The sequence below is a fragment of the Flavobacterium sp. I3-2 genome (assembly GCF_013389595.1).
In the GTDB taxonomy this organism is placed as follows: Bacteria; Bacteroidota; Bacteroidia; order Flavobacteriales; family Flavobacteriaceae; genus Flavobacterium.
The window spans coordinates 2270321-2283188 of sequence record NZ_CP058306.1; the positions used below are offsets into that span (position 1 = coordinate 2270321).

Consider the following 12868-nt stretch of genomic DNA (forward strand, 5'->3'; position numbering starts at 1 on the left):
TTGTTTTTTTTATAGTTTTACAATTCAAACAAATCAACATGAAAAGAATTATTTTAAGTGCATTCTTATTACCATTCGTGATGCATGCACAAGAAAGTGAAAACACATTAGATGAATTAATAATTCAAAATAATCGAATTTCAATTCCTTTTACAGAGCAGAATAGAAATGTAAGTGTAATTAGTTCAGAAGAAATAAAAGATTTACCCGTTAAATCTATTAATGAATTGTTGACTTATGTTTCTGGAGTAGATATTCGCCAACGTGGACCCTTCGGAACTCAAGCTGATATTAGTATTGACGGAGGAAGTTTTGAACAAACACTAATTTTATTAAACGGGGTTCGAATTTCTGACCATCAAACTGCCCACAATTCTTTAAATATTCCAATTCCGACAGATGCAATTGAACGAATCGAAATTTTAAAAGGTCCGGCAGCTCGTATTTACGGCGTAAATAGTTTAACTGGTGCCGTTAATATTGTGACAAAGAAACCAGTTTCTAATTCGTTTTATGCAAATGTTTTTGCCGGTTCAAGCTTTAAAAAGGACAAAGAAGAAAATAATGAAATGTTTAATGGGCGAGGAGTACAACTAGGTTTTACTTTGGCAAAAGAAAAGTTTCAACATCAATTGTATGGTTCACATGAATCGGGCAGTGGTTATCGATATAACACAGCTTACCATAATAATAAAGTTTTTTATCAAGCTGATTTTCAACCGAACGATAAAAATAATTACAATTTATTAGCGGGTTATGTTAATTCAAATTTCGGTGCAAATGGATTTTATGCTGCTCCAGGAGATAAAGAAGCAAAAGAAATTGTACAAACTTTTATGATGGCTGTTCAGTCAAAACATCGTTTGTCTGACAATTTAGTTTTGATGCCTCAAATTGGTTATCGTTATAATTATGATGATTATCGTTATTTCCGTCATAAATTAGATGTTGCAAGAAGTCAACATTATTCAAATAGTTTAAATGCTCAATTAAACTTAAATTATCAAGTGAATTTTGGAGAATTTGGTTTTGGAGCTGAAGGTCGTTATGAGCAAATTAACTCGAGTAATATTGGCGAACACGAAAGAGAAAATTTTGGTTTTTATGCCGAATTTAGAACTCAAGAAATAGAGAAAATTGATATTACAGTTGGAGCTTACACCAATTATAATTCTGTTTTTGGATGGCAAGTTTTCCCAGGTTTAGATTTTAGTTATTTGATTCAGCCCGAATTTAAATTCATTGCCAGCGCAGGAACAAGTCAACGAATTCCATCTTTTACAGATTTGTATTTGGACCAACGTCCAGGAAATGTTGGGAATCCTAATTTAATTTCGGAAAAAGCGTTACAATATGAAGGTGGATTTAAATTTGAAAATGATAATTTCAATGCAAAAGCAATTGTTTTTTATCGAGACATAAATGATTTTATTGATTGGACGCGACTTTCGGCTGATGTTCCTTGGCAAGCAAATAATGTAGGAAGTTTAAGAACAACAGGAGTTAATGCAAGTTTTGATTATCGTTTGAAATCAGAAGATAATCTTTGGAAGTTTAAATTAGCTTATACATATTTGTCTCCAAAAATGGAAGGTCTAGCTGAAGATAATTCTTCTAAATATAAAATTGAAAACTTCCGTCATCAGCTAGTTAATATTATACAATGGTCAAATGCTAATTGGTCTGCCTTAATAGCAAATAGATATAATGAACGCATTTCGTACAAAGACTATTTTTTAACTGATTTACGTGTTTCATATCAACATAAAAAATTTAATTATTATATCGACGCTCAAAATATTTTTGATAAAACATATATCGAAGCTGGTGCTGTACCTATGCCTGGTCGATGGTTTACCCTTGGAGTTAAGTTTAATACTGGGATTTAAATATAAAAGATTTGAAACCACTATAACGCGCAAAAGGGATGGAAGCTTTGTTTGAGCTCTTTTACAAAATTCATTTTGGAAAAAGCGAGTGCGAACAGCCCGACCTGTAACGCAGTGGAAGGATTGTCCAAAATGCAAGCTTTAAAAATCTACTTTTTTTAAAACATTTTGTATTTTAGCCTAAAATAGTTAGAGATGATTTCGAAAGCACAATTTGATAAAGAGTTAGAATTAATTATAGAAAATGCCATTCGAGAAGATGTTGGTGACGGCGATCACAGTTCGTTAGCTTGCATTCCGGCTGATGCAATGGGGAAAGCGAAACTTTTAGTTAAAGAAGACGGAATTTTGGCAGGTGTTGATTTTGCTAAAATGATTTTTAATTACGTGGATCCAGAAATGGAAGTTGAGGTTTTAATCGAAGATGGAACGCCTGTAAAGTACGGAGATATTGCTTTTTATGTAACCGGAAAATCGCAATCTATTTTAAAAGCAGAACGCGTGGTTTTAAATTCAATGCAGCGAATGAGCGCGATTGCTACTAAAACCAAAGCTTTTATGAAAATGGTCGAAGGTACTAAAGCGAAAATTTTAGATACTAGAAAAACGACTCCTGGTATTCGAGCGATTGAGAAATGGGCAGTTAAAATTGGTGGTGGTGAAAATCATCGTTTTGCTTTGTACGATATGATTATGTTGAAAGATAATCATATTGATTTTGCAGGCGGAATTACTCAAGCAATTAATCAAACCAAACAATATCTTAAAGCCGAAAATAGAGATTTGAAGATTATTGTTGAGGCACGAGATTTAAATGAAATTGCAGAGATTTTAGAAAATGATGGTGTTTATCAGATTTTAATTGATAACTTTAATTTTGAAGATACTAAAAAAGCGGTTGCAATGATTGATGGTAAATGTTTTGCAGAATCGTCTGGAAATATTAACGAAAAAACCATTCGTGAATATGCAAATTGTGGCGTTGATTTTATTTCTTCGGGAGCTTTAACTCATTCGGTTTACAATATGGATTTGAGTTTAAAGGCAGTTTTATAATTGATTTATTTTTTAAGTGTCAAAAAATATTGAAGATACATTAATGAAAATTCCGGTAGTGAATAAACTGATTGGATTTTCAAAAAAAATTAAACTTCCAGGTTTACAAGGGCTTACGCTTTACGAACTTTTGGAATTATACATTTATGGAATAGTGCGAGGTGCATTTTCGTATCGTGCGGGTTCCATTGCGTTTAGTTTTTTTATGGCACTTTTTCCGTTTGCACTTTTTATATTGAATTTGATTCCATACATTCCGTTAGAAAATTTTCAACAAGATTTTTTACAGTTTGTAGAAGATAGCGTTCCGCCAAATACTTATGGCGCTATTGAGCTTATTTTAATTGATATTATGAATAACAGTTATAAAAGCTTAATTTCTACAGGGGTTATCATGTCGGTTTTTTTAATGGCAAATGGTGTAAACGCAATTATTGGAGGTTTTCAATCGTCTTATCATATAACCGATTCTCGAAATTTTATTCGTCAATATTTGGTTGCAGTTTGTTTATCGATTGTACTTTCATTAATTATGATTTTATCGGTTGCCGTTTATTTGACCATCGAAATCTTAATGAAAATGACCGAAATTCCGCTTGTAGGAAATGTAGCAAGGTCCATTTTTGTTATATCAATGATATTGATTGTAGTTTCTATCTTGTATAAATTCGGTACAAAAGAAACAAAACGTATGGCTTTCTTTTCATATGGTTCTATATTTACAACGGTTTTAGTTACGTTAACTTCTTATGGTTTTGGTGTTTATGTTTTGCGATTTGCAAAATATAATGAACTTTACGGATCAATTGGTACACTTTTGGTTGTGATGATTTACATCTGGATTAACTGTCTGATTCTTTTACTTGGTTTTGATTTAAATGCAGCAATTTTTAAATTGAAGAATAAAAATTTATATATTAGTAAAAAATAACAAACTATAATTATGAAAAAAACGCTAATTTTTATGTTTATGACAATGTTTCTTGGAATAGGTTCAATGTCAGCTCAAAGTGTAATTGGAAAATGGAAAACAATTGATGATGAAACAGGTAAGCCCAAATCAGTTGTTGAAATTACTGAGAAAGATGGAAAAATATATGGTAAAGTAATTGAGATTTTAACCGAAAATAAAACAGCTGTATGTTCTAAATGTGAAGGAACCAATAAAAATAAACCAATTAAAGGTTTAACCATTATAAATGGTCTTAAAAAAGATGGAAACGAATATAACGGAGGGAAAATTTTAGACCCAACTTCTGGTAAAGAATATAAATGTTCGATGAAATTAAACGGTTCAGATAAATTAGATGTTCGTGGATATGTTGGAATTCAAGCTTTAGGTAGAACACAAACTTGGATTAGAATGTAATTTAAATAAATAAAATAAAAACAAAAAACACTTCAAAATTTTGAAGTGTTTTTTGTTTCATAAATGTATTTTATTGTTTTTTGAATCAATAATTAAATATTCATATTCACCTTTTTTGACGAAAATTTTATCTTGATTATTTTCAAGTTCAATAACTTTAGTCGGAACTCCATTCAATTCTAGTTCTCCTTTTCTGTAAATTAAAAAAAGAGCAGGATAATTAATTGTTTTTTCAGTTGAAATTTTTACTTCGACTTGAACCTTATCATTAATCCAAGAAGAATCAGATTTTTTAAAATCAGTTACGGGTTGAATGATACTAATATCGGTTTCATAACTTTTAGAATTTCCACGAAAAACAACATCTTCAGAATTTATCAAAACACTCGGAATATTACTTTCAAGCAATTTTGATAATGGTTGATTGTAGTTGTTTTCACCTTTATCAGAATATCTATTTTGGTCAATAGTCAATAGATTTATTTTTGTTAAATCGGCTAAAACTCCTGCCATTGATTTTCCTCTACCGTTGTTGTCGCCTTCAAATGCATGTCCAGCACCGCAATAAATAAAATATTTTCCGTCGGTATGATTTTGCATGAATTTGTAAATATTTTGAGCTTGAGCAATTTCTCTATTTTTCCATTTATCAATATCCCAATTATCATTTTCTGTAGCTTCGTATCCAAAAAGCGTAAAACCTAAATTAAGAGCTTCTTTAATAAAGTTACCAAATTCTGGTTCAGAAGTATAATAACCACTTTCAGTTATAGCAAATTTTCTTTCATTGATTTGCTTGTCATCCAAAGCTTCTAAACCTAAATATCTGTAACCGTTTTTATATAAATCTTTTAAGAGTGAACGTGCAAATATTCGATGACTCGGATTGTGATGTAGTTCATTTAAGATGATAATTTCTTCTGTTTTACTTTTTTCAAGAATGAAATCTTTTGCTGAAATTTCTTTACTGTTTGCAAAAAAAATCGAATCAAACTCAGTTAATTTAATTTCTTTCTGATTCGGCCTTTGTTGATTCCACGTTTTTAAGGCTTGAAAATAATCGCCCTGAAAAGCAAAATCGGTTGCTGCTATTTGTAATGCAAACGCATTCTGAGTTGAATCTTTTTCTGCAATTATTTGATTAGAAATTTTATAAGGAAATTCCTGTGCAATTACATTTTGCTGAGAAACTAAAATCACTACGAAAAAAGATATGACTTTAACATACAGAATAGAATTTGCTATAAAATACAAAATATTTATTGATTAGTTAATTTTAATTAGTTCGACACGTCTATTTTTTGCTTTGTTTTCATCAGAATCATTTGCAACTAAAGGTTTTTCTGAGCCAAATCCAACAGCAGCTAATCTGTTTTTGTCAATTCCGTTTGATGTTAATTTTTCTTTAACGGCTTCAGCTCGACTTGCCGAAAGTGTTTTGTTATGGTCTGCATTTCCTGAATTATCTGTATGACCTTCAATACTTATTTTTATTGACGGATTGTTTTTTAAAGCAAGCGCAATTTCGTTTACCGTTTCAATTCCATCATTTGAAATAATTGATTTATCAACATCAAAATTGATATATAAAACAGCTTTTCCTTTTTCGATTAAATCAGATGAAATCTCTTCAGCAGTAACTTTGGTAATCGATTGTTCAAAAGCCGCTTCTTGTAACACATTCAAAGACGCTCCTGCGTTATTAGAAAGATATTGAACGTAAATATTGCCATCTTTTTTTGTTCGTAAAACCCAAAATTTTATATTTTGTCCAGCGTAACCAATATCGCCTTCACCACCTTTATTTGGGTCTTTTTTGTTATATCTATCGTATTCTTCTTTGGTGATTTCTCCATCAAAAATTTTTACTGCTCCGATTGATAAAAGATAATCAGACATACTTTTTTCAAAAAAATGTTGTGAGAAATTTTCACCTCGATTGGGAGCAATAAATGTTTTATAAAGTTTACCTTCAAACGGTGTCATAATTCCATCAATAGGAAAAAAGCAAACGTCAAATTCACGTACTAAAGGTTTGTTCATTTCTCTTAAACCTTTTGGCAAATTGATAAACGGAAATACACCAATGTCTGTAGTTGATACTGAAATATTTTCGATATTAAATCCAGTTTCAATTGGTTTTGAAACTTCGTTTGTTACTAAAGAATCATTGGTTGTACTTTCATTTTCTTTATTTTTCTGATTACACGAAATAACCAATAATGCAGTAAATAATAATAATCCAGTTTTTTTCATGGTTTTAATAGTTTATATTTTTGATAAATAAACAATTTATAGAATTAAAATCCAAATTATTGCGATTTTTGATTATTGTTTTGTACCATCAAATAAAAAATTAATATCAGTTTCGGCTTGTTGATTTGTTCCCAGTTCAAGTGTTTTTACTTCGGCAGTGTACCAAAAATAACCTTCTAAAATTCCGTCTACATTATTAATATTATTGTTATAACTATTCTCTACTTTAAAAACTTTAGCTGTAACACTAGAATAAGCTTCACCAGATTTTGCTTCAACTTTTAAATGTTGATTATCTACTTTTGTAACAATTACTACAGCATCAAAATATTCGTATTGATCAAGATAGCTAGATCTTAACTTTCCTTTATATGTACCAACTGCAGCATCGATTGAGCCTGAAGTTGGTTGTTCGTAATTTGTACTGTCATCACTACTACAACTTGTTGCAATTGTACTAATACTTAATAATGATAAAATACCTACGATTGCTAGTTTCTTTTTAAAATTTTTCATGTTGTTTGTTTTTTAAAATTGTTTTTACAAAAATGATTAATTATAAATACGCTATCAATCGTTGAATTCTATGATTTTTTTTCTAATGGTTTACCTTGATTTTATAAAACAAATGTAAATTGAAGGTTTTTATTAGGATATTTGTCTTTTAATTCTATGTCAACATGTTAAAAAGAATATTTTTTATTATATCAATTTCACTTATTTGTAATCTTATTTCGGCTCAGCATTTTTTTCCACTTGACGAAGATGCTTATTTATCAGAACTGAATAAAAATGTTCAAAATCAAAAAGATAAGAAAAAACAATTACTAAATTATTTGTTGTTGTCTGAATTTTGGGCGCAATCAGATAGTTTAAAAAGTTGGAATGCCATTCAAAAGGTCCAAAAAAAAAATGATAAAGAAAAATTAGATAGAGGAATTTTAGATTATTATTTAGGTGTTTATTTTGCAGCTCAAGGGAAAAAAGAACAAGCTAAAAGTCATTATCAAAAAGCCATAGCGTTTTTAAAACCACAATCAAAAAATAAAGATTTCCTTGCGAAATCGTTATACAATTATGCCTATTTGCAAGTTGAAGATAAAGGTTATGATTTTATGGTTAAGACGTTGATTGAAGATTGTATTCCGTTAAGCCAAAAAATAAATAATTTTGAATTACTTGCCTTTTACAATACGCAATTAGGTTTGACTTTTATGTCAATTGGTCAATTTGATACGGCCGAAGAATATCATAAAAAAGCGCTTCAGTTTTTGAGTAAAATTCCTAAAAAAGAATCGGTTCATTTAATTACATTTTTCAATTTAGTAAGTAATTATTGTTACAAACCAGATAGCAAATCGGCAAAAATTTATTTAGATAAAGCTTCTGATTTACTTCGTAATTTCTCTAATTCTAGACATTTTCCTAATTATTATTATCAAGAATCGATGTATCATACAACAACTCAAGATTATGATAATGCATTGAAAAGTTTAGATAAAGGAATTGAAATCGCTAAAGAAAAAAAGCAATTTAAACTGTTACACATGCTTTATTTTAGAGTTTATAATGTGTATTTAATGCAAAAGAAATATGATAAAGCAAGATTACAATTGGAGCATATTCTTGAAGAAAATATTTTGAGTAAAGAATCTGTAAATAGAAAAATTACCTACTCACAATTGGCTGCAATTAATGAAGTTTTAAGCGATTACAAACAGGCTTTTAATTGGATGAAAAAAGCAAGTGCATTGAATGATAGTTTACAAAGTGAAAAATTATTAGAAAAAATCAATGAACTTGAGATTATTCATAAAACAACTGAACGTCAGAAAGAAATAGAAAAATTAGAACAAGATAAAATCGAATCTGAATTACTATCAAAAAATAAAAATCTTCGAATAACCATTTTGGCTGTTGCTTTATTATTGAGCTTGATTATCGCCTTCTTGATTTATTTAAACTATAAAAAGCAACAAAACATCAATAAACAAATCAACCTAAATCACAAGCAAGAGCTTTTGTATATCGAGAAAGAACGTAATTACGAAGCTACGCAAGCAATTCTTCAAGGAGAAGAACAAGAACGTCAACGTATCGCTCAAGATTTACATGATAGCATTGGCGGCATGTTGGCAAATATTCGAATGTCAATTTCTAGTCTGAATTCTAATACTACCGATTTAACCGATAAAATTGACAAAACGATTCTCGAAATGCGTCGTATATCTCGTAATTTAATGCCCGAAACTTTAAAGAATTTAGGATTAGAGATTGCTTTGAATGAACTTTGCGAAACCATGAGTTACAAGCATTTGTATATTCAGTTTGAAAGTTTCAATTTGTCAGATAAAATTCCGTTTAAAATTCAATTGGTTTTGTACAGAATTACGCAAGAAGCCTTGAGTAATGTGATTAAATATGCGCAAGCAAAAAATGTAATTGTTCAAATAAGTCAGAATGAAAACACGCTTATTTTGACGATTGAAGATGATGGTATTGGATTTGATAAATCTGAAATCACTTATGGACTTGGTTTAAAAAATATTGAAAACCGAATTCGTTTAATTAATGGAACTGTTGATGTCGTATCTGAAAAAGGCAACGGAACAACCATAAATATTGTATGTAATGCATAAAAATAATATGAATTTAGCAATTGTAGATGATCATCCGATGGTTCTAGAAGGTTTAAAATCTCTTTTACAGCAAAATGAAATGTTTCAAATTTTTTCCTTTACAAAAGGAGCTGCTGTTTTAGATTTTATACTCGAAAACAGAATCGATGTTTTGTTACTTGATATTGTTTTAAAAGGCGGTAATGGTTTGGATTTCTGTAAGATTATTAAAAAACAATCGCCAAATACTTTAATTTTAGCTGTAAGCAATCAAGCCGAGCGAAGCATCATTTTACGTTTTTTAGAAAATGGCGGAAGTGGTTATATTTTAAAAAATGCAGATGCTAAAGAAATTATGCAATGCATTCAAGATGCGATTAACGGGAAGCTTGCTTTATGTAAAGATGTTCAGGAAATAATGGCTAAACCGTCTCTGATTAATTATGAAATTCCTCGAATTACCAAACGCGAACTTCAGATTTTAAAAGCTGTTTCAGAAGGACAAACTTCAGCAGAAATTGCTGATAAATTGTTTATTTCTGTGATTACCGTAGAAACTCATCGCCGAAACTTGATGCAAAAATTCCAAGCCAAGAATATGATTGAATTGGTTAAAATAGCTACTGACAACAAATTGATTTAATATCATAATTCGAATAATTTATATAAAGCACCACGATTATTCGAGGTGTTTTTTATTTTATAACTATCTTTGTTTTTCTGCTTACAAAAGGCTATCTATGAAATTTTTTATAAACGTAATTGTTCCTTTGGCGCTTGCCGATTCGTTTACTTACGAAGTAAATGAAAACGAATTTCATTATCTAAAGATTGGAATGCGAGTGGCAGTTCCGTTCGGAAAAAGTAAAGTTTATACAGCTTTGGTAATTCAAAAGCACAACAATCCGCCGCTTACATACGAAGCCAAAGAAATTCAAGAAATTATCGATTCGCAACCTATCGTAAACGAAAAGCAAATTGCGCATTGGCAATGGTTGGCCGAATATTATATGTGTAGTTTGGGCGAAGTTTATCGCAATGCAGTTCCTTCGGCTTTGTTGCTAGAAAGTGAAACGATTGTGGTTTACAAACCTAAAAATGAAGTTTTGATTTCAGATTTATCTGATGATGAATTTTTGTTGTACGAAGCTTTTCAAAGTCAAGCGGTTTTAAAGATTGAAGAAATCATTTCTATTTTAAATAAAAAGAATATTTTTCCGATTATACAATCGTTACTTCAAAAAGAAATCATTGTGCTTAATGAAGAAATGATTGAAACATATAAACCTAAATTGATTAAATATGTTCGACTTCATTCGGATTTTGATGCGCCTGAAAAACTGAAAGATTTGTTAGAAATGCTTTCACGTTCGGAAAAGCAACGCACGTTGGTGATGAAGTTTTTTCAGATGAAAACGTTAGATAAAAAACCGATTCCGGTAAAAACGTTATTAGAAGAAGCGGATGTTTCTAATACTGTTTTAAAAGGATTAGTCACCAAAGATATTTTTGTAGAATATACTTTAGCTGAGGATAGAGTTGTTTTTAACGAGGTCGAAAATCAAGAGATTACCTTAAGTGACTTTCAACAAATAGCTTTCGATCAAATCAACGAATCGTTTGAGAAATTCGATGTTACTTTATTAAAAGGAATTACAGGTTCGGGTAAAACCGAAATTTATATACGTTTAATCGAGCAGTTTCTAAAACAAGAAAAACAAGTCTTGTATTTGTTGCCAGAAATTGCTTTGACTACGCAGTTGGTTCAGCGTTTGACTAAACATTTCGGAAATCAAGTAGCGGTTTTTCATTCTAAATATTCATCGAACGAACGTGTCGAAGTTTGGCATCGTGTAAATCAAAATTCAGAAAAAGCTAAAATTGTCATCGGAGCTCGTTCTTCGGTTTTCTTGCCATTTTCTAATTTAGGATTTATTGTGGTTGATGAAGAGCACGAACCTTCATTTAAACAACAAGACCCAGCACCAAGATTTCATGCGCGTGATGCTGCCATTGTTTTGGCTAAAATGCACGACGCGAAAGTTTTGCTTGGTTCGGCAACTCCAAGTTTAGAAAGTTATTACAATGCATATCAAAATAAGTTTGGATTAGTTACTTTAGAAAAACGTTTTGGAAATGTAAAATTGCCCGAAATTGTTTTGGTTGATTTAAAAGAAAAACAAAAACGCAAAGAAATGAAAGGTCATTTTAGTATTGACCTTTTAGATGAGATTAACGAAACGTTGAGTAGGGGCGAACAGGTTATTTTATTTCAAAACAGAAGAGGATATTCGCCGGTTTTAGAATGTTTAACTTGTGGTCATGTGCCGCAATGTCCTTCGTGTGATGTGAGTTTAACTTATCACAAATATCAAGAACATTTACGTTGTCATTATTGTGGTTATACGATGGCAAAACCTCTAAAATGTCATGTTTGTCATAGTGTTGATATTACCACAAAAGGTTTTGGAACCGAACAAATCGAGATTGAATTGAAAGAATTATTTCTAAATCGTAATATTGCTCGAATGGACCAAGATACGATGCGTGGAAAATATGCTTTTGAAAAATTAATCGATTCATTTAAAAATCTAGAAATCGATATTTTAGTTGGTACGCAAATGTTGGCTAAAGGTTTAGATTTTGATAATGTTACTTTAGTTGGGATTTTAAATGCAGATAATGCGTTACATTTTCCTGATTTTCGAGCACACGAACGCGCATTTCAAATGTTTTTGCAAGTTGCAGGTCGCGCAGGCCGAAAAGATAAAGAAGGTAAGGTGATGATGCAAACTTATAATCCGTATCATAACATCATTCAACAAGTAACAACGAATGATTATGCCACTATGTTTAAAGAGCAAATGTATGAACGTTTGAATTTTAAATATCCGCCTTTTTACCGTTTGATTCGATTGCAATTAAAACATGTCGATTATCAAAAATTAAAAGAAGGTTCTTTTTGGTTGTATAATTATTTGAGTAATCAATTAGAAATGCCGGTTTTGGGTCCGGAAGAACCATCGATTAATCGAATTAGAAATCAATACATTCGAATAATTTTAATCAAAATACCAATTAACGTTCCGTTGAATAAAACCAAAAATGATATCAGAAAATCGATTAAGAGTTTTGAAGCCATTGGAGCTTACCGTTCGATTAAAACGATAATAAGTGTTGATTTTTATTAAATTTATTGTAATTTTTTATTATTTTTATTATATTTGGTTATTAATCTTTAAATTTTAATATTATGAAAAAAGTATTTTTATTATTAGGGGTATTAATGTTTGTTACTACACCATTGTATTCTAATCAATTGTTTGCAAGTTTTCTAAAATCAGATAACTTTCAGGGACCTATCCGTGAAGCAAAAATGCGATATGAAATTAAAGTAACAAGGATTTTTAGTAGAGATTTTAATTTTTTATCACAAACAGTTATTCATACTGAAACTGGTTTTTTTACACAAAGTGAATTACAAGCTAGAATAACCGCGCTTTATCAACAATACCCAAGTCAACACACTAATGGAACTGGTTTTGGATATCTAGTAAGTTATTCCTTTATACCATTTTCACCGTTGTTACCTTAGATTTGATATTACTTAAATTCTTGAACTCTCTCAGCTGATTTCTGTTGAGAGAGTTTTTTTAATCAATTTTTTTATTTGTTTGTTT

Annotated in this window: 11 protein-coding genes; 8 read left to right on the top strand and 3 right to left on the bottom strand. The window is 30.3% G+C overall.

All coding sequences use genetic code 11. The features are described from left to right. Window positions 1-38 precede the first annotated feature (38 nt). The 4 genes from HW119_RS10725 to HW119_RS10740 all read left to right on the top strand — a co-directional run bounded on the left by HW119_RS10725 (window position 39) and on the right by HW119_RS10740 (window position 4314). The gene (locus tag HW119_RS10725) at window positions 39-1889 is read left to right on the top strand and encodes a TonB-dependent receptor plug domain-containing protein (RefSeq protein WP_177764258.1); all 1851 of its coding nucleotides are present in this window, start codon (window positions 39-41) and stop codon (window positions 1887-1889) included. Between the two features lie 195 nt (window positions 1890-2084). Further along, window positions 2085-2945 carry a carboxylating nicotinate-nucleotide diphosphorylase gene (gene nadC / locus HW119_RS10730; RefSeq protein WP_177764260.1) on the top strand — a complete coding sequence of 287 codons (861 nt, stop codon included), beginning with the start codon at window positions 2085-2087 and terminating at the stop codon, window positions 2943-2945. 16 nt (window positions 2946-2961) lie between these two features. Further along, window positions 2962-3876 carry a YihY/virulence factor BrkB family protein gene (locus HW119_RS10735; protein ID WP_177764262.1) on the top strand — a complete coding sequence of 305 codons (915 nt, stop codon included), beginning with the start codon at window positions 2962-2964 and terminating at the stop codon, window positions 3874-3876. A gap of 12 nt (window positions 3877-3888) precedes the next feature. Then, window positions 3889-4314 carry a DUF2147 domain-containing protein gene (locus HW119_RS10740; protein ID WP_177764264.1) on the top strand — a complete coding sequence of 142 codons (426 nt, stop codon included), beginning with the start codon at window positions 3889-3891 and terminating at the stop codon, window positions 4312-4314. A 57-nt stretch (window positions 4315-4371) separates the two neighbouring features. Here HW119_RS10740 and HW119_RS10745 read toward each other — a convergent pair whose 3' ends face one another. From HW119_RS10745 to HW119_RS10755, 3 genes are all read right to left on the bottom strand, one after another. Beyond that, window positions 4372-5514 (bottom strand): hypothetical protein, encoded by a 1143-nt coding sequence (locus HW119_RS10745; RefSeq protein WP_177764266.1) that lies wholly within the window; start codon window positions 5512-5514, stop codon window positions 4372-4374. 66 nt (window positions 5515-5580) lie between these two features. Then, the gene (locus HW119_RS10750) at window positions 5581-6570 is read right to left on the bottom strand and encodes an OmpA family protein (RefSeq protein WP_177764268.1); all 990 of its coding nucleotides are present in this window, start codon (window positions 6568-6570) and stop codon (window positions 5581-5583) included. A 72-nt stretch (window positions 6571-6642) separates the two neighbouring features. Beyond that, window positions 6643-7086 carry a hypothetical protein gene (locus HW119_RS10755; RefSeq protein ID WP_177764270.1) on the bottom strand — a complete coding sequence of 148 codons (444 nt, stop codon included), beginning with the start codon at window positions 7084-7086 and terminating at the stop codon, window positions 6643-6645. 164 nt (window positions 7087-7250) lie between these two features. Here HW119_RS10755 and HW119_RS10760 point away from each other — a divergent pair, with 164 nt between their 5' ends. The 4 genes from HW119_RS10760 (at window position 7251) to HW119_RS10775 (ending at window position 12783) form a co-directional block, all read left to right on the top strand. Further along, complete coding sequence (locus HW119_RS10760; protein ID WP_177764272.1) at window positions 7251-9209, top strand: sensor histidine kinase; 1959 nt, start codon at window positions 7251-7253, stop codon at window positions 9207-9209. Further along, window positions 9202-9831 (top strand): response regulator, encoded by a 630-nt coding sequence (locus tag HW119_RS10765; protein WP_177764274.1) that lies wholly within the window; start codon window positions 9202-9204, stop codon window positions 9829-9831. Before HW119_RS10760 ends, HW119_RS10765 begins: the two co-directional genes overlap by 8 nt. 97 nt (window positions 9832-9928) lie before the next feature. Beyond that, a complete protein-coding gene (gene priA / locus HW119_RS10770; protein WP_177764276.1) occupies window positions 9929-12379 on the top strand; it encodes a primosomal protein N' in 2451 nt (816 codons plus the stop codon). Window positions 12380-12441: 62 nt separating this feature from the next. After that, window positions 12442-12783 (top strand): hypothetical protein, encoded by a 342-nt coding sequence (locus tag HW119_RS10775; protein WP_177764278.1) that lies wholly within the window; start codon window positions 12442-12444, stop codon window positions 12781-12783. Window positions 12784-12868: the final 85 nt, after the last annotated feature.